Here is a 24,115-nt window from a genome sequence, read left to right on the forward strand (position 1 = left end):
AGGCAGCCCGATAACTGTACCTTGTATTGTCCTGGTTTAGCGCCGATTATCCCATCTGCCCCGCCCCGGGCCAATCCGGGCCGGTACGGCAGCGCCGCGCATCCAGCCGGCCCAGAACACAGAACGCATAAGGAGGAGCACATGAAGACCATCGATCGCCGCTCGGCCATCAAGACCCTGGGCCTGGGCGCGCTCGGCGCCGCGGGCCTGTCCGCGGCGCTGCCGGCCCGCGCCCAGGAAACGGTGAACTGGCGCATGCAGGCCTTGTGGGACGGCGGCACCACGCCGCAGAAATTCGAGGAGCGCTTCGTCGCGCGCGTGGCCGAGCTGACCGACGGCAAGTTCAAGATCGAGCTGTTCTCGGCCGGGCAACTGGTGCCCGCCAACCAGGCTTTCGACGCGGTGCGCGGCGGCGCCTTCCAGATGATGAAGACCTTCGACGGCTACGAGGCCGGCAAGATCCCCGGCCTGGCATTCACCAGCACCGTGCCGTTCGGCTTTCCGGAGCCGGACCAGTACGAAGCCTGGTTCTACGAGCTGGGCGGGCTGGAGCTCGCCCGCGAGGCCTACGCGCCGGCCGGGCTGTTCTATATCGCCCCGACGGTCTACGGCCCCGAGCCGATCCATTCCAAGGTGCCGATCAAGTCGATCGCCGACCTGCGCGGCAAGAAGGGCCGCTTCGTGGGACTGGCCTCGACCGTGATGGGCAGCCTGGGCGTGGCCGTGACGCCGCTGCCGACCAGCGAAGTCTATTCGGCGCTGGACAAGGGCGTGATCGACCTGGCCGACCGGGGCGACCTGACCGCCAATCTGGAGGCGGGGCTGGGCGAAGTGGCGAAGTACATCGTCATGCCCGGCCCGCACCAGCCCACCACCGCGACCAGCTACGTCGCCAACCGCGCCGCCTATGAACGCCTGCCGGCGCCGTACAAGGCGGCCCTGGCGGCGGCCGCGCGCGAGACCTCGGCCGCGCTGCGCCAGCATATCCTGGTGGCCGACGGCAAGGCGCTGGAAGCCTTCAAAGCCCAGGGCGTGACGGTGACGGCGCTCGACCCGCAGGAACTGGCGCAGGCCCGCGCGCAAGTCGTCGAGACCTGGAAAAAAGCGGCCGGCAATAACGCCAATGCGGTGAAGATTCTCGACAGCCAGGTGGCATTCCTGAAGCGCCTCGGCCTGCTCAGCTGAGCGCCGCGCTCCCGCCGCCCCGCCCGCGCCGCGGGGCTGTCACTTTCCCATCGAGGTGCTCATGCCACTAGCGATACGCTGGTACGTCACGCTGGTCACCGGCATCAACCGCGCGCTGTTCCTGGCGGCGACCGGCCTGATGCTGATCGTGGTCCCCGTCATGCTGTATGAAGTGGTGTCGCGCTATGTGTTCGGCACCCCCACCGTGTGGGGGATGGAACTGGCGACGATGCTGTTCGGCCCGTACTTCCTGCTGGGCGGCCCCTATCTGCTGCACTTGCGCGGCCACGTCAACCTGGACCTGGTGCGGCGCCGCCTGGACCCGCGGCGCATACGCCTGCTCGACCTGTTCAACCACCTGGTCATCATGGCGTTCTGCGCGATCCTGGCCAGCTATTCGCTGCCGCTGGCGATGCAGTCGCTGGCCTTCGGCGAGACCTCGTTCTCGGCCTGGAACCCGCCCGTCTGGCCGGTGAAATTCACGGTGCCGCTGGCGGTGATCCTGCTGGGCGCGCAGAGCCTGGCCGAGTTCCTGCGGCTGCTGCTGCGCGACCCGGGCGCGCTGGAGGGCCAGGCATGAGTCCCAACACCATACTGGCCATCATGTTCGGCGGCCTGACGCTGCTGATGCTGACCGGCCTGCCGATCGCCTTCGTGCTGGGCGGGCTGTCGCTGCTGCTGACCGTGACGCTGTGGAATGCCGACGCGGTCGTGCTGATGGTGCTGCAGGTCTTCGACACGATGCGCTCGGAAGCGCTGCTGGGCATCCCGTTGTACATCCTGATGGCCGGCATCCTGCAGCGCTCCGGCGTGATCGAGGACCTGTACCGCGCCATGGAATTGTGGTTCGGCCGGCTGCGCGGCGGGTTGGCGATCGGCACGGTGGTCATCTGCGTGATCATGGCCGCCATGACCGGCGTGGTGGGCGCGGCGGTGACCGCGATGGCCCTGCTGGCCATGCCCGAGATGCTGCGGCGCGGCTACGACCCGAGGCTGGTGACGGGCACTATCTGCGCCTCGGGCACGCTCGGCATCCTGATCCCGCCGTCGGTGCTGACCATCGTCTACGCGGTGACGGCGCAGGTCTCGATCGGCAAGATGCTGATCGCCGGCATCGTGCCGGGGTTGATCCTGGCGCTGCTGTATATCGGCTACATCCTGTTCGTGGCGTATTTCCGGCCGGGCCAGGTGCCGCCGCCGTCGGGCGAGCCGGTGCCGCTGCGCGCCAAGCTGCAAAGCCTGCGCGCGGTGATCCTGCCGATGCTGCTGATCGTGCTGATCCTGGGCTCGATCTTCTTCGGCATCGCCACGCCGACCGAGGCGGCCGCCGTGGGCGTGCTGGGCGCGCTGCTGGCCAGCGCGGCGCGGCGCCGGCTGAACCGGCGCGGCCTGCAGGAGGCCGCCGTCGAGACGCTCAAGGCGACCGCGATGATCCTGTGGATCACCATCGGGGCCAAGGCGTACGTGGCCATTTTCACCGGGCTGGGCGGCGCCAACACGCTGATGGAGTTCATCCGCCACCTGGACGTGCCGCCCTACGCCGTGCTGGCCGCCATGATGCTGATCCTGATCTTCCTCGGCACGGCGCTGGACGAGATCGGCATCATCCTGCTGACCGTGCCGGTGTTCCTGCCCATCGTGCGCCTGCTGGGCTTCGACGAGATCTGGTTCGGGGTGCTGTACGCGATCACGATCCAGACCGGCTACATCAGCCCGCCTTTCGGCTACACGCTGTTCTACATCAAGGGCCCGCTGCCGCCGCAGCTGGGCATGGGCACCGTGTACCGCGGCGTCACCCCCTTCATGCTGCTGCAGATAGTGGCGCTGCTGATCTGCGCGGCCTTCCCGGGCCTGGTCACCTGGCTGCCCCGGCTCATGGCCAATTGACTTCCCTTCACGCTGACGACTGGACACTACCGTGAATTCCCCTGCCAAGAACTCCCGCATTCCCGGCTTCCACAAGGACGACATCGCCACCCGCTTGGCGCGCGTGGCGCAATTCGCCGACCTGGATGAAGCGACCACGCGCCACCTGGCCGACATGGGCAACCTCGATCCGCACCTGGCCGACCACCTGATCGAGAACGTGATTGCCACGCTCAACGTGCCGATCGGCATCGCGACCAACATGAAGGTCGACGGCGCGGACGTGCTGATCCCCATGGCCACGGAAGAGTCGTCGGTGGTGGCCGCGGTATGCAACGCGGCGCGCCAGTGCTATGACCAGGGCGGCTTCACCACGTCGATGTCCGGCTCGCTGATGATTGCGCAGGTGCAGTTGGTGGGGGTGCCCGACGCGGCGCACAGCCGCATGCGCATCCTCGAGCACAAGGCCGATATCAAGGCCCTGTGCGACGACTGCGATCCCTTGCTGGTCAAGCTGGGCGGCGGTCTGCAGGACGTGGAGGTGCGCCTGGTGCAATCGGCCGGCGGCCCGATGGTGGTGACCCACCTGATCGTCGACACGCGCGACGCCATGGGCGCGAACGCCGTCAACAGCATGGCGGAGAAGCTGGCGCCGCACATCGAATCCTGGACCGGCGGGCGGGTCTACCTGCGCATCCTGTCGAACCTGGCCGACCGCCGGCTGGCGCGCGCCCGCGCCGTCTGGACCTGCGAGGCGATCGGCGGCGCGGCGGTGCGCGACGGCATCATCAGCGCCTACCAGTTCGCGGCAGCCGACCCCTATCGGGCCGCCACGCACAACAAGGGCATCATGAACGGCGTTTCGGCGGTCGTGCTGGCCACCGGCAACGACACGCGCGCGGTGGAAGCCGGCGCGCATGCCTATGCGGCGCGTAAGGGCTGGTACTCGAGCCTGACGGACTGGGAGGTGACCGCCGAGGGCCACCTGGCCGGCACGCTGGAAATGCCGATGGCGGTGGGCCTGGTGGGCGGCGCCACCAAGCTGCATCCCACCGCGCGGGCCTGCCTGAAGATCCTGGGCGCCACCTCGGCCGACCGGCTGGCGCGCCTGATCGCCGCCGTGGGACTGGCGCAGAATTTCTCGGCCCTGAAGGCCCTGGCCACCACCGGCATCCAGAAAGGCCACATGTCGCTGCATTCGCAGAACATCGCCATGATGGCCGGCGCGGTGGGCGAGGAGATCGACCAGGTGGCCCGGGCGCTGGTGGCGCAGGGCGCGGTGCGGGTCGATGTGGCCGAGCACGAACTGGCGAAATTGCGCGGCAAGGCAGGTGGCTGACACCGCAGGGGTGTCAGACACCTCAATGGCGAGACGCGATCCTGGGCAGTGTCTGACACCGCAAGGGTGTCAGACACCTCAATGGCGGACGATGCCGGACACCTCAGTGGCGGGGAATGCCGGACACTGCGGTCGTCATATCACGCGAGCAAGGCCCGCGTCGCCGGGATCAGCAGCCCCAGCCCGGCCAGGAGCAGCAGCACGAACACCATCCGCTTGACCGCCTGCACCGACTCCGCCGATGCGTAGCGGCGCACCAGCCAGGTAAGCCCCACCACCACCGGCAGGGCTTCCAGGCTGAGCCACAGCGCGGTGGACCCCAGGCTGCCGTGTCCCGCCACCAGCGACAGGCGCACCACGGCATTGGCCGAGAACAGCACCAGCAGGCTGTTGCGCACCAGCGGCAGCGGCAGGGGCTGGCGGTACAGGTGGTAGACCATGGGCGGCCCGGCGCTGGAGAACAGGCCGCCCAGCACCCCCGACAGGCCGCCGTACAAGATGAAGGACAGGCGCGACGAGACGCGGGCCAGCGGCCGCGTGCGCGCCACCAGCAGGATCGCGCACGCCAGGATGGTCAGGCCCAGCAGCCAGCGCAGCAACATGGCGGTGCTGCCGCTGATCCACTCCAGCGCCGCCACGCCGACGGCCACCCCCACCAGGCTGGCGGCCAGCGGCGGGCGGATGAGGGACCAACTGAGGTGCGAGCGCGCCCGGCCGAGCGCCACCAGCGCGTTGGCCAGTGTGAGCATGCTCACCACATTGGAGACTTCCGGCAGAGGCGCCAGCGAGAACAGCCCCGTCAGGCCCAGCAGCACCAGCCCGAATGCGAACCCCGTCATGGTCTGGGCATAGGTGGCCAGCGCCACGCAACCCAGGAACAACATATGATCGACCCACGTCATGCTACGACTACGACAACCGCCACGGGCGCGCGCCAGCGCGCCGCATACTGCTACCGCCTGCCTCCCCTGCGACTCGCATACACATTCAGCGACAGGCCGGCCAGCACCAGGCCGGCCGCGCCGAGCTTCCAGAACGGCAAGGGCTCGGCCAGCAGCACCGCCGACGCCAGGATGCCGAACACCGGCACCAGCAGGGCCAGCGGCGTGACCGTCACGGCCGGATGGCGCGCCAGCAGCCAGCCCCACACGCCGAACGCGAAAACCGTGTTGCCCAGCGCCTGCCAGGCCACCGCCAGCCATGCCGCCATGCTGGCATGCGCGACGGCATGCGCCATGCGCGCCGGCCCCTCGACCGCCAGGCTGATCAACGCCAGCGGCACGATGGCGAACAGGCTGCTCCAGGCGGTGAAGGCCACCATGTTCACCCGCCCCACGCCGCGCATCACCATATTGGCGCAGGCCCACGAGAAGCCGGCGGCGAGCACCAGGGCCAGGCCGAACAGCGTCACGGCGGCGCCCGGGTCGGTGGCGCCGTGCCATGCCACCACGCCGTACCCGGCCGTGGCCAGCGCCAGCGCCGCGGCCTGCAGCGGCCGCATGCGCTCGCCGCTCAGGATCATGGACATGAGAATGGTGAAGAACACCTGCGACTGGACCACCAGCGAGGCCACCCCCGGCGAGATGTCCTGGCGCATGGCCCAGTACAGCAGGCCGAATTGCCCGACGCCCAGCAGGATGCCGACGCGCGCCATGGCGCTCCAGGGCACCGCCGGCCGGCGGAACAGGAAGACCCAGGGCAGCGCCGACAACACGAAGCGCAGCGTGGCGAACAGGAAAGGCGGGAGCTCGGCCAGGCCCCACTTGATGACGACGAAATTCGTGCCCCAGATGAAGACGACGGACAGCGCCAGCAATAGGTGGGACAGCGGCATGGAGGTGTGGGGGCCGGGAGCGGAAGGCCGCATCATACCTCTGCCCCGCTGCCGGCGCCGAACCGCCGGCGCCGGGCCGGGTCAGGCCGGCACGGGATGTTCGGCCTGGTCGCCCACCACGGTGGTCCACTGGCGCACGCGCCACTGCGTGACCAGACCCGCGCGCACGTAGGGATCGGCCTCGGCGAAAGCCGCCGCCACGGCCGGCGAGTCGGCCTTGAACAACAGCACCGCCTGGTCGGCCGGCTCGGCCACGGCGCCGCCCAGCACCAGTTCGCCGCGCGCCGCGGCCGCGCGCGCCAGCGCAAGGTGCGCGTCGCGGAACTCGCCGCGGCGCTCGAGATAGTCGGGGACCAGGTCGTAGAACATCAGATAATGCATGGCGGCTCCTGCGCTAAATTCACGACGACGGCTCGATCATACTTGCCGTCTTGCCCACTCATCCACCAAAGGAATCCCGATGATCCAGGAAATCGCCAGCATTCTCGTCGCCGCCGGCCATGAAACCGAATTCGAGGCTGGCGTGGCCCAGGCCAAGCCGCTGTTCCTGCGCGCCCGCGGCTGCCACGGCGTCGCGCTGCACCGTTCTGTCGAGAACCCGCAGCAATACACGCTGGTGGTCGACTGGGAAACCGTCGACAACCACATGGTGGACTTCCGCGAGTCGGCCGATTTCCAGGAATGGCGCAAGCTGGTGGGGCCGCATTTCGCCGAGCCGCCCAAGGTGCACCACGAAACGCGGGTGCTGTAGGCGGGGCCGCGGCGCTCAGCGCCGCGACCAGCCCTCGTACACCAGGCGCAGGCCGAACGCGGCCAGCCCGGCGCCAGCCAGGCTTTCCAGCAGGCGCCGGCTGCGCGCATAGCCGCGCCGCATGGCGGCCCGCGAGAACAGCTGGCACAGCAGCACGCGCCACAACAGCGACGCGGCCACCAGACCAAGCCAGGCCGCCGCCTTGGCCCAGACAGGCGTATCGGGCCGCAGCGTCACGGAAAAGATGCTGGCGAAGAACAGCACGGTCTGCGGATTGGCCAGATCGGTGACCAGGCCGCGCCGGAAATGCCGCCAGGCGTCGGCGCGCCCTGGCGCGGGCGCCGCTTCCAGGTCCAGCGGACGGCTGGCGCGCAGCAGCTTCAGGCCATACCACACCAGGTATGCCCCGCCGAGGATCTGGATGATCGAAAACAGCAGGCCGCCGGCGGTGATCACGGTGGCCATGCCGAACAGCCCCAGGCCCGAATAGATGGCATCGCCGGTGGCCACGCCCAGCCCCGTCATGGCGCCGGCGGCGCGCCCCGACGCCAGGCTGGCCTGCACCACCACCAGCAAGTTCGGCCCCGGGCTCAGGAATGTGAAGGCGAACAGGCCGACGGTCAGCAATACGGTATGGAGTGGGTCCATGGCGTTCCTGGCGGGGAAGCGGCGCGGGCGCGCGACGCCACCTATTGTGCCAGCCCGCCCCCGCCCGACGGAACCGCCCGCCGGCGTCAGGCAGTCTTGGCGCCGGCCAGCTCCACGGCGAGCCGGATGGCGTCGGCCAGGAAGGGCGAACGGTCGTCCTTGCGATAGCTGAGGATGACCGGCGACACGAAGGATTCGGCATCGATGGCCACATGGGCGATATCCTGGCGATGCAGGCGCTGCACCGATGCCGGCACTACCGTGACGCCCAGGCCGGCCGCCACCAGCCCGATGGCGGTCTGCAGCTCGTTGGCCTCCTGGACCACGCGCGGCGCATGCCCGGCGGCGCGGAACAGGCCCAGTACGTGGTCGGCATAGTTGGGCCGCGGGCGGGCCGGATACAGCACGAAGGGCTGCGCGGCCAGCTGCGCGATGCCGATGCGGCGCCGGCGCGCCAGCGGGTGCCGCAGCGGCAGCGCCGCCACCAGCGGCTCGGCCATCAGCACCCGGCGCTCGATGGCGGGATCGTCGAACAGGATGCGGCCGATGCCCATGTCGATGCGGCCAGCCTTGAGCGCTTCGAGTTGCGGCAGCGTGGTCATTTCGGCCAGGCCGACTTCGACGCGCGGGTCGGCCTCGCGCAGGCGCCGGATCAGCTCGGGCACGAAGCCGTACAGCGACGACGGCACGAAGCCGATGCCGAACCAGCCGCGTTCGGTGTGGCCCAGGCGCCGGGTGCCCTGCACCACTTCGTCCAGGCGGGCGGTCAGCTGCAGCGATTGTTCGAGCAGGAAACGGCCGGCCTCGGTCAGCCTCAGGGCGCGCGTGCCGCGCTCGAGCAGCGTGACGCCCAGTTCGTCTTCCAGTTGGCGGATCTGCCGGCTGAGCGGCGGCTGGGCAATGTGCAGGCGCGCGGCGGCGCGCGTGAAGCTGCCCTCCTGCGCGACCGCCTGGAAATAACGCAAATGCCGGAGTTCCATGGCAACACCCATACCTAATAGGTATTGAAAGCAACCAATATAGTCTTGGACCCCGGAAAAATCGAGCGGCATACTAAGGCCCGTTTTGCCTATCATCTATTCAAGGTATGGAAGTCCGCATCGAAACCATCGAGGCCATCCTGGTCGACCTGCCCACCATACGCGCGCACCAGCTCGCCATGGCCGTCATGCAGCGCCAGACGCTGGTGATCGTGCGGCTGCGCTGCAGCGACGGCATCGAAGGCCTGGGCGAGGCCACCACGATCGGCGGCCTGGCATATGGCGAGGAAAGCCCCGAAGGCATCAAGCTGGCGATCGACACTTACCTGGCGCCGGCCCTGGCGGGGCAGGACGCCACCAACGTGCGCGCCGCGCTGGCGCGGCTGGACCAGGTGGCGCGCGGCAACCGGTTCGCCAAGTCGGCCCTGGAAACCGCCCTGCTCGACGCCCAGGGCAAGCGCCTGGGCGTGCCGGTCGCCACCCTGGTGGGCGGCGCGGTGCGCACCCGCCTGCCGGTGCTGTGGACGCTCGCCAGCGGCGACACGGCGCGCGACATCGACGAGGCCGAGGCCCTGCTGCAGGCACGCCGCCACAACACCTTCAAGCTGAAGATCGGCCGCCGCGAGATCGCCGCCGACGTGGCCCACGTGGCCCGCATCAAGCAGGCGCTGGGCGAGCGCGCGCGCGTCACGGTGGACGTCAACCAGGCCTGGAACGAGGCCGATGCGGCGGGCGCCATCGCACGGCTGGAGGCGGCCGGCGTGGACCTGATCGAACAGCCCATTCCGCGCGCCAACCTGGCGGGCATGGCCCGCCTGGCGGCGCGCTTCGTGGTGCCCATCATGGCCGACGAAGCGGTGTGCACGCCCGAAGACGCGCTGGACATCGCGCGCCTGGGCGCGGCCGATGTGCTGGCGCTGAAAATCGCCAAATCCGGCGGCATCCTGGAAATGACCCGCACGGCGGCGGTCGGCGACGCGGCCGGCATGGCGCTGTACGGCGGCACCATGCTGGAAGGCTCGATCGGCTCGATCGCGTCGGCCCACGGCTTCGCCGCCCTGCCGCGCCTGGGCTGGGGCACCGAGCTGTTCGGCCCGCTGCTGCTCAAGGACGACATCGTCGCCAACCCGCCGCGCTATGACGACTTCGCCCTGCAATTGCCGGCCGGCCCCGGCCTGGGGCTGACGCTGGACGAAGACAAACTCGAGTTCTACCGGCGCGACGGCGCGCCGGGCCCGCGCTGACGGCGCCCGCCGGACCGATTCGCGCGGCAAACACACACACAGGAGACCCGAACATGTACAAATCATTATGCAAGCCGCTGGCGGCGATGTGCGCCGCCGCCGCCCTGCTGGGCGCCGCGCCGGCGGCCGGGGCCGGCTATCCGGAACGCCCCGTCACCTGGGTGGTGCCCTTCCCGCCCGGCGGCGCCATGGACAACATCGCCCGCACCCTTGGCGAAGCCATGGGCCGGCAGCTCGGCACCTCGTTCGTGGTGGAGAACCGCGCCGGCGCCGGCGGCAACATCGGCGCGGCGGTCGTGGCGCGCGCCAAGCCCGACGGCTACACGATCCTGATCGTGGCCAACGGCATGGCCGTCAACCCCGCCCTGTATCCGAGCCTGAACTACGACCCGCAAGCGGATTTCGCGCCGATCTCGCTGCTGGCGGTAGTGCCCAATGTGCTGGTCACCAACCCGCAGCGCACCAGCGCTACCAGCGTCGCCGACGTCATCGCCAAGGCCCGCGCCAAGCCGGGCGCGTACACCTACGCTTCGGCGGGAGTGGGCACGTCGATCCACCTGGCGGGCGAACTGTTCGTTTCCATGGCGGACATCGATATGCTGCACGTGCCGTACAAGGGCAGCGGCCCGGCCGTCTCGGACCTGCTCGGCGGCCAGGTCGACTACATGTTCGACAGCATTACGTCGGCCAAGCCGCACATCCAGTCCGGCAAGCTGACGGCGCTAGCGGTGACCACGGCCAAGCGCTCGGCGGCTCTGCCCGACGTACCCACGGTGGCCGAGGCCGGCCTGCCCGGCTATGAGCTGACGCCCTGGTTCGCGGCCTTTGCGCCGGCCGGCACGCCGCCCGAGATCGTCGCCAAGCTGAATGCGGCGATGCGCCAGGCGCTGGCCGACCCGAAGGTCAAGGACACGCTGAACGCCATCGGCGCCGAGCCCATCGGCGGCTCCCCCGAGGAACTGCAGGGCTACCTGGCCAAGGAAACCGAGCAGGGCCGCAAGCTGGTCGAGGAACGCAACATCAAGCTGCAATAAGGCGGTGCGCCGCCGGCTCAGGCCGCGCGGCGCTCCAGCAGGCGCGGTGCGGCGCGCCGCGCCCCCGCGGCGGCGTTCATGTGCGTAATGTCTTCGGTGATTTCGCCGAGCGTGCCCGACTGCGCCAGCGAGACGTCCACCACCTCGGCCATGATGTCGGTGACCCGCCGCGACGAGGCGACGATGTCGCCCATGGTCGTTCCGGCCGACTGCACCAGTTCGGCGCCGCTGCGGATCTGCTCGACCGACGCCGTGATCAGGTCCTTGATTTCCTTGGCGGCCGCCGCGCTGTTCTGTGCCAGGCTGCGCACCTCGGCTGCCACCACGGCGAAACCCTTGCCATGGCTGCCCGCGCGGGCGGCCTCGACTGCCGCATTGAGCGCCAGGATGTTGGTCTGGAATGCAATGCCGTCCATCACGCCGATGATCTCGGAGATGCGCCGCGAGCTGGCGGTAATGGCGTTCATGGTGCGCACCACGTCCTGCACCGTCTGCCCGCCCTGCTCGGCCACCTGGCAGGCCGCGCGCGCCAGGTCATTGGCCTGCGCGGCCCGTTCGGCGTTCTCGGTCAGCCCCTGCACCGCGGTGCGCAGAGTTTGCGCGGCGGTGAACCGGCGCGTGATGTCGGTGGCGTATTTCACCACCTTGAACGGCCGGCCCTCGGCATCGAAGATCGGGTTGTAGCTGGCCTCGATCCATACCGGGCGCCCGTTCTTGCCCAGGCGCAGGTACTGGCCCGTATCGTGCTCGCCGCGTCCCAGCTTGTTCCAGAACTCGGCATAGGCCGCGCTGGCGCGCTCGGCCGGCTGCACGAACATGCTGTGATGGCGCCCGACGATTTCCTCGGCGCTGTAGCCCAGTGTGTGCAGGAACAGGTCGTTGGCGCGAATGATGGTGCCGTCGAGCTCGAACTCGATCACCGCCTGCACCTTGGAGATCGCCTCCAGTTGTCCGGCCACGTCGGCATTGCGGCGCTCCTGCTCGGTGACGTCGGTGGCGTACTTGACGATTTTCAGCGGCCGGCCGTGGCCGTCGAGGATGGGGTTGTAGCTGGCCTGCAGCCACACTTCGCGCCCGCCCTTGGCCAGGCGCCGATAACAGCCGGCTTCGTACTGGCCGGCGCCCAGCTTGCGCCAGAAATCGCGGTAGGCATCCGATTGGCGCTCGTCCGCATCGACGAACAGCGAATGATGGCGGCCGTCGACTTCGTCCCAGCGGTAGCCCATGGCGTCCAGGAAATTCTGGTTGGCCGCCAGCACCCGGCCCTGCAGGTCGAACTCGGCGACGGCCTGCGATCTATGAATGGCCGCGACCTGGCCCCATAGCTCGGCGCTGCGCCGCCTGCGATTGCCCGGAAACAGCCGATCCAGTCCCAGCCATGCCATATGCGTCCCCTTTGACAGCTACCGAATAGCGATAACAAATGATTCGAATCGAAATTTAATGTATCACTTTACGACGCATTTAAGCGGAGTTTTACAAATGTCTCAATACGCGCCCGCCACGCAGGGCAAATGTGTGGAAAATTCTCCACAGGCGCCCCCGGCAGTGAGGGCGTGCACAGGCTGTCCCGGTGCGGCTCAGTCGCCGTCCAGTTCGGGGTAATAGCGGAAGATGCCGTCGCCGAACGGCAGCCGCCGGCCGCTGGAAAAATACGGCTGTAGCGCGGGCAACCCGGCGACCCGGGCATGCAGAGCCATGACGCGCGGGAAGCGGCGCGATACCGTCGCCATGCGCTTCGGGAAGGCATACAGCAAGCCATCGACCAGGTGGAACAGCGACAGGTCGGCGTACGACCAGCGCCGGCCGCCCGCCAGCCAGTCGCCGCGCGCCTGCAGCACCCGCTCGAAATAGCCCAGGAATTTCGGGATGCGCTCGTTGCGGAAGCTGGCGGCACGACGGATCGCCTCGTCGCGCTGGTCCTCGTAGTATTCGCTGGCGGCGATGGGGTGGTGCGTGTCGTGGGCTTCGGCCACCATGTCGGCGATGGTCAGTTGCAACTGGTTGGTCCAGTAGCGGCCTTCCACCGTCGCCGGCGTCAGGCCGTGCTTGTCGCCCAGGTAGAGCAGGATGTTGGCCGTCTGGGCCAAGGTCAGCCGGCCGGCCACCAGGTACGGCGGCGCGAACGGAGGATGCTTGCGCGGCGACTGCATGTCGTCGACCAGCGCGCGCTCGGTGGCGCCCGGCTGCCGGGCGCATTCGCGATAGGCAATGCCGCCCGCTTCCAGGGCCAGGCGGACAAACTCGCCGCGGCCCGGAATGCCGTCCCAATACCACAGGTCATAGGTCATGGGTGCTCCTCGGGATGTGCGGGCGCGCCGGCTGCGCGCCGCGCCGGGTCTTTCACCTTACCATCCCGGAGCCCGGCGCGCCGCGCCCCTAGCCGCCGGCCAGCCGGCGGCGCGCCGCCAGCGCCACGGCGACCGTGCTGCGCACGTCGGCCAGGGCCCGGTGGGTCGGGTCGGCCGCGCCCACGTGGCGCGCCAGGATCTGCAGTTTGTGCGACGGCAGCTCGGGCCAGGCGTGGCGGGCAAGCTGCAGCGTGCAGTGCGTCGGATTGGCGAACGGCAGCCCGGTATGCGTGGCCGCGGCATCGAGAAAGCGCCGGTCGAACGAAGCGTTGTGGAAGAACACCGGCGTATCGGCCAGGAATGACCGGAAAGCCGCGAACGCCTCGGCCACCGGGATGCCATGGCGGTCGACTTCGGCCTGGGTGATGCCGGTCAGGCGCGTGATGAACGGCGGCACCGGTCCGCGCGTGCGCACCACCTGCGAGAACTCGCGCTCGATGGCGCCATCGGGCGCCACATGCACGGCGGCGAATTCGAGGATTTCGCACGTGGCGGTCGACAGGCCGGTGGTCTCCAGGTCGGCCACTGCGAAGGCGCCGTCCAGCGCCAGCAGCGCCGCGCGGTGCCGGGCCGCGCGCGGCGGCGCCGCCTGGGCGGGCCTGGGCGGCGCGAAGGGGTCGTGATCCAGGTACGGATTGGGCGTCGAATAGCGGCGGCGGAAATAGTGCATGGCGATGTCGGGCTGTGCGCGCATTGTATGCCTGCGTCGCGGGCGGCCTCAGCCGCCCGCGGGATGCGCCATGAAGGCCGGCACGGCGCGAAATGGCGGGGGGGGCCTGCAAGTCTTATATAAGATATAAGACACTTGCCCCCATCCCCCTCCTCCCTCTACAATCCCGGCCGACAACCCTTCTCGCAACCCGACTTTACGCAGGCCTGCCATGCTGGAAACGTATCGCCAACACGTCGCCGAGCGCGCCGCGCTGGGTATCCCCCCGCTGCCCCTCTCGGCCCAACAAACCGCCGATCTGATCGAACTGCTGAAAAACCCGCCCGAGGGCGAGGCGCAGTACCTGCTGGACCTGCTCACCCACCGCGTGCCCGCCGGCGTGGACGACGCCGCCAAGGTCAAGGCCTCGTACCTGGCCGCCGTGGCGCTGGGCAAGGAATCGTGTGCGCTGATCAGCCGGGCCAAGGCGACCGAACTGCTGGGCACCATGCTCGGCGGCTACAACATCGGCCCGCTGATCGAACTGCTGGACGACGCCGAGGTCGGCACCATCGCCGCCGACGGCCTGAAGAAAACCTTGCTGATGTTCGACGCCTTCCATGACGTGAAGGACAAGGCCGACAAGGGCAACGCCAACGCGCGCGCCGTGATGCAGAGCTGGGCCGAAGCCGAATGGTTCACCAGCCGCCCCGAGCTGCCCGAGAGCCTGACCATCACCGTGTTCAAGGTGCCGGGCGAAACCAACACCGACGACCTCTCGCCCGCGCCCGACGCCACCACGCGTCCCGACATCCCCATGCACGCGCTGGCCATGCTGAAGAACAAGCGCGAAGGCGCGGCGTTCCAGCCGGAAGAAGACGGCAAGCGCGGCCCGGTGAAGTTCATCGAATCGCTCAAGGAAAAAGGCCACCTGGTCGCCTACGTGGGCGACGTGGTGGGCACGGGCTCGTCGCGCAAGTCGGCCACCAATTCGGTGCTGTGGTTCACGGGCGAGGACATCCCGTTCGTGCCCAACAAGCGCTACGGCGGCGTCTGCCTGGGCGGCAAGATCGCCCCCATTTTCTACAACACCATGGAAGACGCGGGCGCCCTGCCCATCGAGCTGGACGTCTCCAAGATGGAAATGGGCGACGTGGTCGAGCTGCGCCCCTACGAAGGCAAGGCCCTGAAGAATGGCGAGGTCATCGCCGAATTCCAGGTCAAGTCCGACGTGCTGTTCGACGAAGTGCGCGCCGGCGGCCGCATTCCGCTGATCATCGGCCGCGGCCTGACCGCCAAGGCGCGCGAGGCCCTGGGCCTGCCGCCCTCGACGCTGTTCCGCCTGCCCAAGAACCCGGCCGATTCGGGCCGCGGCTACTCGCTGGCGCAGAAGATGGTCGGCCGCGCCTGCGGCCTGCCGGAGGGCCAGGGCGTGCGTCCGGGCACCTATTGCGAGCCGCGCATGACCTCCGTGGGCAGCCAGGACACCACCGGCCCCATGACCCGCGACGAGCTGAAGGACCTGGCCTGCCTGGGGTTCTCGGCCGACCTGGTCATGCAGTCGTTCTGCCACACCGCCGCCTACCCCAAGCCGGTGGACGTCAAGACCCACCACACCCTGCCGCAGTTCATCAGCACGCGCGGCGGCATCTCGCTGCGCCCGGGCGACGGCGTGATCCACTCGTGGCTGAACCGCATGCTGCTGCCCGACACCGTAGGCACCGGCGGCGACTCGCACACCCGCTTCCCCATCGGCATCTCGTTCCCGGCCGGCTCGGGCCTGGTGGCGTTCGCCGCCGCCACCGGCGTGATGCCGCTGGACATGCCCGAATCGGTGCTGGTGCGCTTCAAGGGCAAGATGCAGCCCGGCGTCACGCTGCGCGACCTGGTCAACGCCATTCCGCTGTACGCCATCAAGCAGGGCCTGCTGACCGTCGCCAAGCAGGGCAAGAAGAACGTCTTCTCGGGCCGCATCCTGGAAATCGAGGGCTTGCCCGACCTGAAGGTGGAACAGGCGTTCGAACTGTCCGACGCCTCGGCCGAGCGCTCGGCCGCCGGCTGCACGGTGCGCCTGAACAAGGAACCGATCATCGAGTACATCAACAGCAACATCGTGATGCTGAAGTGGATGATCGCCAACGGCTACGAAGACGAACGCTCGCTGGGCCGCCGCATCAAGGCCATGGAAGCCTGGCTGGCCGATCCCAAGCTGCTGGAGCCCGATGCCGACGCCGAATACGCCGCCGTGATCGAGATCGACCTGGCCGACATCCACGAGCCCATCGTGGCCTGCCCCAACGACCCGGACGACGTCAAGACGCTGTCCGACGTGGCCGGCGCCAAGATCGACGAAGTGTTCATCGGCAGCTGCATGACCAATATCGGCCACTTCCGCGCAGCCTCCAAGCTGCTGGAAGGCAAGCGCGACATCCCGGTCAAGCTGTGGGTGGCGCCGCCCACCAAGATGGACGCGCAGCAACTGACCGAGGAAGGCCACTACGGCGTGTTCGGCACCGCCGGCGCGCGCACCGAAATGCCGGGCTGCTCGCTGTGCATGGGCAACCAGGCGCAGGTGCGCGAAGGGGCCACGGTGATGTCGACCAGCACCCGCAACTTCCCCAACCGCCTGGGCAAGAACACCAACGTGTACCTGGGTTCGGCCGAGCTGGCCGCCATCTGCTCGCGCCTGGGCCGCATCCCGACCAAGGAAGAGTACATGGCCGACATGGGCGTCATCAACAAGAGCGGCGACCAGATCTACCAGTACCTGAACTTCGACAAGATCGCCGACTACAAGGACGTGGCCGACGTGATCGAGGTGTAAGCGCCGCTGGCACGATATTGCGGCGGCCATCGCGGCCCGCCGCAAGACAGAACGGCCCTGGACGTGTCCAGGGCCGTTCTGTTTTTTGCCGCCGGACCGCCTCGCCGGCCCGGTATCGACCCTTCAGTCGCGCACCGCCAGGGCATCCAGCTGCGCATCGTCCAGGGCCAGCGCCAGGGCGCCCATCGCGCACGTCACCGCCAGGGCGCGGCGCAGTTCGCTTGGGCGGATGATGTCCGGCGTATCCTCCGCCGACAGGATGCGATTGACGCGCGAATCGGGCCGGTCGAAGCCCGCCACCAGGCGCAGCGCCGGGATGCCATGGCGCGCGAAATTGGCGTGGTCCGAATTCGGCATCAGCGGCAGCCAGCTGGCGACCGGCACGCCGGCTGCCTGCGCGGCCCGCGCGACATAGCCGGCCAGCGCCGGGAAGTCGCTGATCAGCGCGGCCAGCGTATCGTCGCCGGCCACGGTGTCCAGGTTGATGTTCAATTTCAGGCTGGCCCGCTCGGCGGCAGGCAGGTCCGCCAGGTAGCGGGCGGAACCGGTCAAGGCCCATTCCTCGGCGCAGAACAGGCACACGCGCAAGCCGGGCGTGTGCGCCGACACCCTGGGCGCCAGCGCGCGCGCGGCCGCCAGGGCCACCGCCACGCCGGTGGCGTTGTCGAGCGCGCTCTGGCCCAGGTCATGGCCGTCCAGGTGGGCGCTGATGACGATGCGCGCGGCCCGGCCGCCCGGAATGTCCAGCACCGCCACGCCGGCGCGCGCGTCGGGCACCTCCTCGCCCTGGATCACCAGCCGGACCGGCCCGGCGGCATCGGCGAGCAGCCGCGCGCCGGCCGCGTCGATGTAGGCGGCCGGGATGCCGGCGGCATCGCGCGGGCGGCCCGACGAGCCCGACAACAGGCCGCCGTCCGGCCGCGGGTTGGCGATCAGGAAGCCGGCGGCGCCCGCCTGCACCGCCATGTCGTACTTGCGGCGGCGATGCACGTGCTGCGGCGTGAAGGGATACTCATGGCGCACCAGCACCAGCTTGCCGCGCACCTGCTCGCCGGCGCGCGCGAAATCGTCGGCCCGCCCCTGCCCCAGGTCCAGCACCGGCGCCACCAGGCCTTCCGGCGCGGTCGACGCCGAGCGCAGCAACGGCTTGCATGGCAAGGCGCACGCCCCGCCCGCGTCGTCGAGCAGTTCCAGGCTGCCCCGCAGGCAGCGCCAGCCGTCGTACGGCACCTCCAGGCGCCGGACCTGCCCGCCCGTCGCCCGCATGCGCTCCAGCGCCCAGTCCATCGCGCGCGCATCCTGGCCGCTGCCGGACAGGCGGCCGCCGAAGCCGCACAACGCTTGAAAATCCTCCATCAGCTGCGCGTCGCGCGCAGCCGCCTGCAACCACTCAGTCATGGGTTTCCTTCCAGATTCATGGCGCGCCCGGCCGGGCGCGCGGCCTTATTCCAGCTTGATGCCGGCCCGCCCGACCACGTCCTGCCAGCGGTCGAAGTCGGCCGACAGCAAGGACTGCAGGGCTTGCGCATCGGTTTGCCCGGGCACGTTGGCGCCGATGCCGGCATAGCGCTGCGCAATGGCGGGCGCCTGCATCACCTTGCCCATCGCCGCGCCGAGCCGGTCCAGCACGGCCTGCGGCGTGCCCGCCGGCGCCATCAGGCCCCACCAGCTTTGCACGGTGAGGTTGGGCAGCCCGCTCTCCTGGAACGTGGGCACGTCGGGCGTGGCGGGCTGGCGCTGCGGCGACGACACCGCCAGCGGCCGCACCTTGCCGGCCTGGAACAGCGCCGCGGCGCTGGGCATGCTGCTGAAGCTGATGTCGATCTGGCCGCCGGCCAGGTCGCTGACCGAGGCCGCGGCGCTCTTGTAGGGCACGTGCACCAGCCGGGTCTGGGTGTTGAGCATGAACAGTTCGGCCAGCAAATGGGTCAGCGAGCCGTTGCCGCCCGAGCCGATGGAAACCACGCCGGGACGGGCCCGGGCATCGGCCACCAGTTCGGCGACGCCCTTGCCGCCGTAGCCGGGGCCGGCGAACAAGTACATGGGCGACAGGCCCACCAGGGCGATCGGCGCGAAGGCGCGGCGGGCGTCATATTTGACGCGGTCGCCGTAAAGCGCCGGCACGATGGTGAACGGCACGTCGGCCAGCAACAGGGTATAGCCGTCGGGCGCTTCGGCCGACACGTAGGCCGTGCCTATCATCGAGCCCGCGCCGGCGCGGTTCTCGACCACGACCGGCTGGCCCAGCTCGGCGCCCAGCTGCTCGCCGATCGCCCGCGCGATCAAGTCGGAGCTGCCGCCGGCCGAATACGGCACGACGATCTTGACGGGCTTGTCGGGGTAGGCGCCGGCGGCCAGCGCGGGCACGGCGACCAGGGCGGCGGCCGCGATGCCGCGCCAGGCTTTTTTCCACTTGATCATGTTGTTGTGGGAAGCTGTTCTTGTTGGACGGAAAGGCATTCTGGGCCGGCCGCTCCCGCGCCGGCAAGGGACATATGCGCATGCGCCATTCCGTTGCGGAATAGCGGCTCAGCGCCCCAGGTAGTCGCGCACCTGCTGGTTCAGGGCGCCGGCCCGCTCCTGGACCCAGGCGCAGAACGCCTCGGTATAGGGGCCGCCCACATCCGGCCGCGGCTGCATCAGGTGGTAGCCGAACCGCCCCTCCACCACTTCGCCCAGCGGCCGGCACAGCGCGCCCTCGCGCAACGGCTGCAGGACCGTGCACAGCGGCACGATGGCCGCTCCCAGCCCGTGCAGCACCGCCGGCAGCAGCACCGAGAAGCCCTCGTATTCGGGCGCGGTAGCGGACGGCCCGGGCCACAGCGGCGCCACCTCGGCGCGCCACTCGTCCCAGCCGTAGCCGCGCTGGGCGCGCTTGAGCAGCGGCAGGCCGTCCAGGTCCTCGACCCTCCGCACCGGATGGCGCCGCAACAAGGCCGGCGCCATCACCAGGGTCATCTCGCGCCCGCACAGATAGCGCGCCGACATGCCGGACACGTAGCCCGCGTGCAGCTGGATCTCGGCGTCGAAGCGCTCCGCCTCGCCGCGGCCGTACAGCAGGCGCGGCCGGACGTTCACCCGGATGCCGGGATGGCGCTCGAAGAATTCGGCCAGGCCGGGCAGCAGGCAGAACTGCGCGAATGAAGGCGACACCGCCACGTTCAGGGCCACCCGCGACCCCGGCTGGGCCACCAGCGCGTCGGCCTCGTCGATCAGCCGCAGCGCGGCGCCGATGCGCTCGAAATACAGCGCGCCCGCGTAAGTCAGGCGCAGGCCGGTGGGCAGGCGCTGGAACAGCGCCACGCCCAGGCGAGCCTCGAGCGCGCTGATATGCTTGCTGACCGCGCTCTGGGTCAGGCTCAGCTCTTCCGCGCTGCGGCTGAAGTTCAGGCTGCGCGCGGCGGCCAGGAAGATGCGCAGCGACGTGACGGAGTTGCGGGAACCTTTCATGATGAACCTGGGACCTGGCGCCCCCGGGGCGCCGAGGCAGGACATTATCCGGCGCGCGCCGCGCGGCGCAATGCGGCACATCCCTATGGGCCGGCGCGCCGCCCGCCCGGCTTTTTCTTTTACGATGCTGTCATCATCGATTCCCGCACGACGGCCGGCTGGCGCATGAACACGGAATATCTCGAAAGCTTCGCGAAAGTGGTGGAATGCCGCTCGCTGGCCGAGGCGGCGCGCCGCCTGCATCTGACGCCGGGCGCGGTGGCGGCGCGCATCCGCATCCTGGAAGGCGAGCTGGCCACCGCCCTGGTGCAGCGTTCGGGCCACACCATCACGCCCACCGAGGCCGGCATGCGCATCTACGACCGGGCCCGGGAGCTGATCCAGTCGGCCCGCGACCTGCAGGCGATCGCCGGTTCCGGCTCGGTAGAGGGCGAGCTGCGGCTGGGCGTGTTTCCGTCCGCGCTGACCACGCACCTGCCGGTGCTGATGGAAGGCTTTTGCGCCAAGCACCCCGAATTATCGACCTACATCGCCTACGCCCCCTCGGCGGAACTGTGCCGCAGCGTGCACATGGGCCAGCTCGACATCGCCATCGCGATCGAGCCGGCCTTCGCCATCCATAAGAACTGCGGCTGGCAGACGCTGCAGGAAGAACCCCTGATCGTGATCGCGCCCGCCCACATGGCCGGGCGCGACGCGCACGACCTGCTGGTGCGCGAACCCTTCATCCGCTACGACCGCCTGGCGCACAGCGGCAAGCTGGTCGACCGCTACCTGAAAGACCACGCCATCGTGCCGCGCCAGCGCATCGAGGTGGACAGCCTGCTGACCATCGTCTCGCTGGTCGAGCGCGGGGTGGGCGTGTCGCTGGTGCCGGACTCGTTCTCCATCTGGTACAAGGCCGACGGCCTGGTGAAGATCGCCCTGCCGCAGCGCACGCCGATCCGCCGCATCGGCATGATCTGGGCCCGCCACGGCCCGCGCGCCAGCATTGCGCAGGCGCTGCTGGAGCACGCCCGGCAGACCTTCTGAACGAAGGCGCGCGCGGCCGGCCGCCCCGGGGCGCGGCATAAATCCTTTGCGTTGAAAACACAAAAAAATTGCGAATCCGGCCCGCGCCGGCCTCGTAGACTCTGGGTCCATCGACCAGGACCATTCCAAAGGAGACACGAGGATGATCGGATTCCGCATTGCCGAACTGCAGCGTCGCGTCGCGGCGCACTGGGTGGAGAAATTCCTCGCCATCCCGGTGGCCAATATCAGCGACGTCATGGCGCGGATGTCGGCCGGTGGCGCGGCGCTGCGCCCCATGCACGCCGGCGGCGCGCTGGCCGGACCGGCCTTCACGGTCAAGACGCGCCCCGGCGACAACCTGATGGTGCACAAGGCCATCGCCATGGCGCAGCCCGGCGACGTGATCGTGGTGGACGCCGGCGGCGACCTGACCAACGCCATCATCGGCGAAATCATGACCAGCACCGCCAAGCGGCGCGGCATCGCCGGTTTCGTCATCAATGGCGCCATCCGCGACCTGGGCACCATCTCGAAAGACAGCTTCCCCGTGTACGCGGCTGGCGTCACCCATCGCGGGCCGTACAAGGACGGCCCGGGCGAGATCAACGCGCCGGTCAGCCTGGGCGGCATGGTCGTGGCGCCGGGCGACCTGGTGCTGGGCGACGAGGACGGGCTGCTGAGCATCCCCTACGCCGAGGTCGAGGCTGTGCACGCGGCCGCCCAGGCCAAGAACGAACTGGAGGCGCGCATGCTGGCCGATATCGCCAATAGCGTGCTGGACACCGCGTGGATCGACCAGGCGCTGGCGCGCCTGCAGTGCGAATTCGTGAAATAGCCCCGGGACCGCCTGCATCATGACGTCTACCCCGAAGAAAGTCGTGCGGCTGAACCTGTGGACCGACCCCAGCTTCGACCGCATCCTGCGCGCCGATCCGAACATCGCGCTGACCGTGCTGGACCTGGCCGGCCCCGAGCAAGCCCTCTGGGACCAGCTGGGCCAGGCGGACGTCTATCACGTCTCGGCGGCCAAGGATGAAGTGCCGCCCCAGTGGCAGGTGACCCGCGCGCTGCTCGAACGCTGCCCGCGCCTGCTGTGCGCGTCGACCTCCGGCGCGGGCTACGACACCGTGGATGTGCAAGCCTGCACCGAGCGCGGCGTGCTGGTGGTCAACCAGGCCGGCGGCAACGCGGCATCCGTGGCCGAGCACGCTTTCGGCCTGATGCTGGCGGTCGCGCGCCGCATCGTCGAATCCGACCAGCGCCTGAAGGCCGGCGGCCGATTCTCGCGCGAGGACCTGATGGGCCACGAGCTCAACGGCCAGACTCTGGGCCTGGTCGGCATCGGCCACATCGGCCGGCGCGCGGCGCGGCTGGGACAGGCGTTCGGCATGCGCGTGCTGGCCCACGACCCATACCTGGACGACGCCGAGGTGCGCGCGCGCGGGGCGGAACCGGTGCCGCTGGATGAATTGCTGGCCAGCAGCGACGTCGTGTCGCTGCACTGCCCGCGCACCGCCCAGACCGAGGGCCTGTTCGACGCCGCGGCGTTCCGCGCCATGAAGCGCGGCGCCCTGTTCATTTCCACCGCGCGCGGCGGCATCCACGACGAGGCCGCGCTGCATGACGCGCTGGCGGCGGGCCACCTGGGCGGCGCGGGGCTGGACGTCTGGAAGGTCGAGCCGCCGCCGCCCTCGCACCCGCTGCTGGGCCTGTGGAACGTAGTGTCGACCTTCCACACCGGCGGCGTGACGCACGAAGGCCGCCGCAATGTGGCCACCATGGCGGCCGAGCAGATCCGCGCGCTGTGCGCCGGCGACCGGCCCGGCCGCATTGTCAACGACGCCGCCTGGCCAGCGTTCACGGCCCGGCTGCGCGCCTGATTTCCCACACACAACAAAGGAGACAAGACCATGCAACTGCAGCACAAACTCAAGCGCAAACTGGCCGTCCTGGCGGCGGCGGGCGCGGCGCTCGCGACCCTGCTGGCCGCGCCCGCGCGGGCGGAGTATCCCGAGCACCCGATCAACCTGATCGTCTCGTACGGCCCGGGCGGCGGCACCGACCTGACGGCCCGCGCGCTGGCGCCGTTCATCGAGAAATACCTGGGCAACGGCGCCCGCATCGTGGTGCTGAACCGGCCCGGCGCGGGCGGCGCCATCGGCTTCGCCGAGATCGCGCGCGCCAAGCCCGACGGCTACACCATCGGCTTCCTGAACACCCCCAATCTGATCACCATCCCGATCGAGCGCAAGGCCCAGTACCACTGGACCGACTTCGACCTGATCGGCAACCTGATCGACGACCCCGACAGCTTCGCCGTCAATACCAGCAGCAACATCAAGACCCTGGCGGACCTGGCCGCCTATGCCAAGGCCAACCCCGGCAAGGTCACGGTCGGCACCACCGGCATCGGCTCGGACGACCACCTGGCCATGCTGCTGTTCGAGAAATCGACCGGCACCAAGATGACCCACGTGCCCTACAAGGGCGCGGGCGAAGTGCGCAGCGCCATCTCCAGCGGCGAGATCTTCATGGCGGCGATGAACATCGGCGAAGCCTGGGCCTACATCCAGGCCGGCTCGCCGATGCGCGACCTGGGCGTCATGAGCCAGGAGCGCTCGGACATCGCCCCCGACCTGCCCACCTTCAAGGAACAGGGGCACGACATCACCATGTCGTCGCTGCGGGGCATCGGCGCCCCCAAGGGCTTGCCGCCGGAAATCAAGGACAAACTGGTCAAGGCCGTGCGGCAGGCGGTGGAAGACCCTGAATTCCGCGCCAAGGCCAAATCCATGTACGCGCCGCTGCGCTACCTGGCGCCCGCGGAATACCAGGCCGAGCTGCAGGCCAACGAAACCCTGTTCCGCGACTTCTGGAAAGCGACGCCCTGGGCCGAGCACTGAGCGCGCGGGCGGCGGCCGGCACGGAAAAAGATTGCGTCCCCCG

23 protein-coding genes are annotated in these 24,115 nt (G+C 69.4%); 12 read left to right on the forward strand and 11 right to left on the reverse strand.

Annotated features, from left to right (window positions below; all coding sequences use genetic code 11):
• The first annotated feature begins 141 nt into the window (after window positions 1-141).
• The 4 genes from dctP to CAL24_RS15525 all read left to right on the forward strand — a co-directional run bounded on the left by dctP (window position 142) and on the right by CAL24_RS15525 (window position 4,390).
• Window positions 142-1,185 (forward strand): TRAP transporter substrate-binding protein DctP, encoded by a 1,044-nt coding sequence (dctP, locus tag CAL24_RS15510; protein WP_094807142.1) that lies wholly within the window; start codon window positions 142-144, stop codon window positions 1,183-1,185.
• A 61-nt stretch (window positions 1,186-1,246) separates the two neighbouring features.
• Window positions 1,247-1,765, forward strand: a complete 519-nt coding sequence (locus CAL24_RS15515; RefSeq protein WP_094807143.1) for a TRAP transporter small permease subunit — start codon at window positions 1,247-1,249, stop codon at window positions 1,763-1,765.
• A complete protein-coding gene (locus tag CAL24_RS15520) occupies window positions 1,762-3,072 on the forward strand; it encodes a TRAP transporter large permease (RefSeq protein ID WP_028354665.1) in 1,311 nt (436 codons plus the stop codon). The genes CAL24_RS15515 and CAL24_RS15520 overlap by 4 nt, the downstream gene beginning before the upstream one ends.
• Before the next feature lie 31 nt (window positions 3,073-3,103).
• Window positions 3,104-4,390, forward strand: coding sequence for a hydroxymethylglutaryl-CoA reductase, degradative (locus CAL24_RS15525; protein ID WP_028354666.1), 1,287 nt, complete (start codon window positions 3,104-3,106; stop codon window positions 4,388-4,390).
• Between the two features lie 140 nt (window positions 4,391-4,530).
• On the opposite strand, the gene CAL24_RS15530 is transcribed toward CAL24_RS15525, so the two are convergent.
• The 3 genes from CAL24_RS15530 to CAL24_RS15540 form a co-directional block, all read right to left on the reverse strand.
• Window positions 4,531-5,292, reverse strand: coding sequence for a TSUP family transporter (locus CAL24_RS15530; RefSeq protein WP_028354667.1), 762 nt, complete (start codon window positions 5,290-5,292; stop codon window positions 4,531-4,533).
• Window positions 5,293-5,342: 50 nt separating this feature from the next.
• Window positions 5,343-6,224, reverse strand: coding sequence for an EamA family transporter (locus tag CAL24_RS15535; RefSeq protein ID WP_028354668.1), 882 nt, complete (start codon window positions 6,222-6,224; stop codon window positions 5,343-5,345).
• An 81-nt stretch (window positions 6,225-6,305) separates the two neighbouring features.
• Entirely contained in the window at window positions 6,306-6,605 is a 300-nt protein-coding gene (locus tag CAL24_RS15540; RefSeq protein ID WP_094807144.1) for a YciI-like protein, read from the reverse strand.
• Window positions 6,606-6,684: 79 nt separating this feature from the next.
• On the opposite strand from CAL24_RS15540, the gene CAL24_RS15545 reads away from it, so the two are divergent.
• The gene (locus CAL24_RS15545) at window positions 6,685-6,975 is read left to right on the forward strand and encodes an antibiotic biosynthesis monooxygenase family protein (RefSeq protein ID WP_028354670.1); all 291 of its coding nucleotides are present in this window, start codon (window positions 6,685-6,687) and stop codon (window positions 6,973-6,975) included.
• A 15-nt stretch (window positions 6,976-6,990) separates the two neighbouring features.
• On the opposite strand, the gene CAL24_RS15550 is transcribed toward CAL24_RS15545, so the two are convergent.
• A complete protein-coding gene (locus CAL24_RS15550) occupies window positions 6,991-7,623 on the reverse strand; it encodes a homoserine/threonine efflux transporter (RefSeq protein ID WP_028354671.1) in 633 nt (210 codons plus the stop codon).
• An 86-nt stretch (window positions 7,624-7,709) separates the two neighbouring features.
• The gene (locus CAL24_RS15555; RefSeq protein ID WP_028354672.1) at window positions 7,710-8,603 is read right to left on the reverse strand and encodes a LysR family transcriptional regulator; all 894 of its coding nucleotides are present in this window, start codon (window positions 8,601-8,603) and stop codon (window positions 7,710-7,712) included.
• Between the two features lie 107 nt (window positions 8,604-8,710).
• On the opposite strand from CAL24_RS15555, the gene CAL24_RS15560 reads away from it, so the two are divergent.
• Window positions 8,711-9,847 carry a muconate/chloromuconate family cycloisomerase gene (locus CAL24_RS15560; protein WP_028354673.1) on the forward strand — a complete coding sequence of 379 codons (1,137 nt, stop codon included), beginning with the start codon at window positions 8,711-8,713 and terminating at the stop codon, window positions 9,845-9,847.
• A 53-nt stretch (window positions 9,848-9,900) separates the two neighbouring features.
• Window positions 9,901-10,881 carry a tripartite tricarboxylate transporter substrate binding protein gene (locus tag CAL24_RS15565; RefSeq protein ID WP_028354674.1) on the forward strand — a complete coding sequence of 327 codons (981 nt, stop codon included), beginning with the start codon at window positions 9,901-9,903 and terminating at the stop codon, window positions 10,879-10,881.
• A gap of 17 nt (window positions 10,882-10,898) precedes the next feature.
• Here the strand turns inward: CAL24_RS15565 and CAL24_RS15570 are convergent, their stop codons facing one another.
• The 3 genes from CAL24_RS15570 to CAL24_RS15580 all read right to left on the reverse strand — a co-directional run bounded on the left by CAL24_RS15570 (window position 10,899) and on the right by CAL24_RS15580 (window position 13,926).
• Window positions 10,899-12,266 carry a methyl-accepting chemotaxis protein gene (locus CAL24_RS15570; RefSeq protein ID WP_051439455.1) on the reverse strand — a complete coding sequence of 456 codons (1,368 nt, stop codon included), beginning with the start codon at window positions 12,264-12,266 and terminating at the stop codon, window positions 10,899-10,901.
• 195 nt (window positions 12,267-12,461) lie between these two features.
• Window positions 12,462-13,172, reverse strand: a complete 711-nt coding sequence (locus tag CAL24_RS15575; RefSeq protein ID WP_094807145.1) for a glutathione S-transferase — start codon at window positions 13,170-13,172, stop codon at window positions 12,462-12,464.
• An 88-nt stretch (window positions 13,173-13,260) separates the two neighbouring features.
• Window positions 13,261-13,926 (reverse strand): 3'-5' exonuclease, encoded by a 666-nt coding sequence (locus CAL24_RS15580; protein ID WP_028354676.1) that lies wholly within the window; start codon window positions 13,924-13,926, stop codon window positions 13,261-13,263.
• A gap of 187 nt (window positions 13,927-14,113) precedes the next feature.
• Here CAL24_RS15580 and acnB point away from each other — a divergent pair, with 187 nt between their 5' ends.
• On the forward strand, window positions 14,114-16,705 hold the full coding sequence (acnB, locus tag CAL24_RS15585; protein ID WP_028354677.1) for a bifunctional aconitate hydratase 2/2-methylisocitrate dehydratase: 2,592 nt from the start codon (window positions 14,114-14,116) through the stop codon (window positions 16,703-16,705).
• A gap of 123 nt (window positions 16,706-16,828) precedes the next feature.
• Here acnB and CAL24_RS15590 read toward each other — a convergent pair whose 3' ends face one another.
• The 3 genes from CAL24_RS15590 to CAL24_RS15600 all read right to left on the reverse strand — a co-directional run bounded on the left by CAL24_RS15590 (window position 16,829) and on the right by CAL24_RS15600 (window position 20,155).
• A complete protein-coding gene (locus tag CAL24_RS15590; protein ID WP_094807146.1) occupies window positions 16,829-18,103 on the reverse strand; it encodes a M28 family peptidase in 1,275 nt (424 codons plus the stop codon).
• A gap of 45 nt (window positions 18,104-18,148) precedes the next feature.
• Window positions 18,149-19,126, reverse strand: coding sequence for a tripartite tricarboxylate transporter substrate binding protein (locus CAL24_RS15595; protein ID WP_141218092.1), 978 nt, complete (start codon window positions 19,124-19,126; stop codon window positions 18,149-18,151).
• 108 nt (window positions 19,127-19,234) lie between these two features.
• A complete protein-coding gene (locus CAL24_RS15600; RefSeq protein ID WP_051439456.1) occupies window positions 19,235-20,155 on the reverse strand; it encodes a LysR substrate-binding domain-containing protein in 921 nt (306 codons plus the stop codon).
• Between the two features lie 165 nt (window positions 20,156-20,320).
• On the opposite strand from CAL24_RS15600, the gene CAL24_RS15605 reads away from it, so the two are divergent.
• The 4 genes from CAL24_RS15605 to CAL24_RS15620 all read left to right on the forward strand — a co-directional run bounded on the left by CAL24_RS15605 (window position 20,321) and on the right by CAL24_RS15620 (window position 24,072).
• Complete coding sequence (locus CAL24_RS15605) at window positions 20,321-21,187, forward strand: LysR family transcriptional regulator (RefSeq protein ID WP_028354680.1); 867 nt, start codon at window positions 20,321-20,323, stop codon at window positions 21,185-21,187.
• 142 nt (window positions 21,188-21,329) lie between these two features.
• Window positions 21,330-22,004, forward strand: coding sequence for an RraA family protein (locus CAL24_RS15610; RefSeq protein WP_094807148.1), 675 nt, complete (start codon window positions 21,330-21,332; stop codon window positions 22,002-22,004).
• 19 nt (window positions 22,005-22,023) lie between these two features.
• Window positions 22,024-23,049 (forward strand): hydroxyacid dehydrogenase, encoded by a 1,026-nt coding sequence (locus CAL24_RS15615; protein WP_094807149.1) that lies wholly within the window; start codon window positions 22,024-22,026, stop codon window positions 23,047-23,049.
• A 30-nt stretch (window positions 23,050-23,079) separates the two neighbouring features.
• A complete protein-coding gene (locus CAL24_RS15620) occupies window positions 23,080-24,072 on the forward strand; it encodes a tripartite tricarboxylate transporter substrate binding protein (RefSeq protein WP_170947093.1) in 993 nt (330 codons plus the stop codon).
• The last annotated feature ends 43 nt before the right edge of the window (window positions 24,073-24,115 follow it).

It is taken from the genome of Bordetella genomosp. 2 (genome assembly GCF_002261345.1).
In the GTDB taxonomy this organism is placed as follows: domain Bacteria; phylum Pseudomonadota; class Gammaproteobacteria; order Burkholderiales; family Burkholderiaceae_B; genus Bordetella_A.

Excerpts from the sequence above, each read along its gene's own strand:
- CAL24_RS15520 (WP_028354665.1), top strand. The coding sequence starts at position 1,762 with ATGAGTCCCAACACCATACTGGCCATCATGTTCGGCGGCCTGACGCTG.
- CAL24_RS15535 (WP_028354668.1), bottom strand. The coding sequence starts at position 6,224 with ATGCCGCTGTCCCACCTATTGCTGGCGCTGTCCGTCGTCTTCATCTGG.
- acnB (WP_028354677.1), top strand. The coding sequence starts at position 14,114 with ATGCTGGAAACGTATCGCCAACACGTCGCCGAGCGCGCCGCGCTGGGT.
- CAL24_RS15550 (WP_028354671.1), bottom strand. The coding sequence starts at position 7,623 with ATGGACCCACTCCATACCGTATTGCTGACCGTCGGCCTGTTCGCCTTC.
- CAL24_RS15540 (WP_094807144.1), bottom strand. The coding sequence starts at position 6,605 with ATGCATTATCTGATGTTCTACGACCTGGTCCCCGACTATCTCGAGCGC.
- CAL24_RS15565 (WP_028354674.1), top strand. The coding sequence starts at position 9,901 with ATGTACAAATCATTATGCAAGCCGCTGGCGGCGATGTGCGCCGCCGCC.
- CAL24_RS15595 (WP_141218092.1), bottom strand. The coding sequence starts at position 19,126 with ATGATCAAGTGGAAAAAAGCCTGGCGCGGCATCGCGGCCGCCGCCCTG.
- CAL24_RS15620 (WP_170947093.1), top strand. The coding sequence starts at position 23,080 with ATGCAACTGCAGCACAAACTCAAGCGCAAACTGGCCGTCCTGGCGGCG.
- CAL24_RS15615 (WP_094807149.1), top strand. The coding sequence starts at position 22,024 with ATGACGTCTACCCCGAAGAAAGTCGTGCGGCTGAACCTGTGGACCGAC.
- CAL24_RS15530 (WP_028354667.1), bottom strand. The coding sequence starts at position 5,292 with ATGACGTGGGTCGATCATATGTTGTTCCTGGGTTGCGTGGCGCTGGCC.
- CAL24_RS15600 (WP_051439456.1), bottom strand. The coding sequence starts at position 20,155 with ATGAAAGGTTCCCGCAACTCCGTCACGTCGCTGCGCATCTTCCTGGCC.
- CAL24_RS15560 (WP_028354673.1), top strand. The coding sequence starts at position 8,711 with ATGGAAGTCCGCATCGAAACCATCGAGGCCATCCTGGTCGACCTGCCC.
- CAL24_RS15590 (WP_094807146.1), bottom strand. The coding sequence starts at position 18,103 with ATGACTGAGTGGTTGCAGGCGGCTGCGCGCGACGCGCAGCTGATGGAG.
- CAL24_RS15545 (WP_028354670.1), top strand. The coding sequence starts at position 6,685 with ATGATCCAGGAAATCGCCAGCATTCTCGTCGCCGCCGGCCATGAAACC.
- CAL24_RS15580 (WP_028354676.1), bottom strand. The coding sequence starts at position 13,926 with ATGCGCGCACAGCCCGACATCGCCATGCACTATTTCCGCCGCCGCTAT.
- CAL24_RS15570 (WP_051439455.1), bottom strand. The coding sequence starts at position 12,266 with ATGGCATGGCTGGGACTGGATCGGCTGTTTCCGGGCAATCGCAGGCGG.
- CAL24_RS15555 (WP_028354672.1), bottom strand. The coding sequence starts at position 8,603 with ATGGAACTCCGGCATTTGCGTTATTTCCAGGCGGTCGCGCAGGAGGGC.
- dctP (WP_094807142.1), top strand. The coding sequence starts at position 142 with ATGAAGACCATCGATCGCCGCTCGGCCATCAAGACCCTGGGCCTGGGC.
- CAL24_RS15575 (WP_094807145.1), bottom strand. The coding sequence starts at position 13,172 with ATGACCTATGACCTGTGGTATTGGGACGGCATTCCGGGCCGCGGCGAG.
- CAL24_RS15610 (WP_094807148.1), top strand. The coding sequence starts at position 21,330 with ATGATCGGATTCCGCATTGCCGAACTGCAGCGTCGCGTCGCGGCGCAC.
- CAL24_RS15605 (WP_028354680.1), top strand. The coding sequence starts at position 20,321 with ATGAACACGGAATATCTCGAAAGCTTCGCGAAAGTGGTGGAATGCCGC.
- CAL24_RS15515 (WP_094807143.1), top strand. The coding sequence starts at position 1,247 with ATGCCACTAGCGATACGCTGGTACGTCACGCTGGTCACCGGCATCAAC.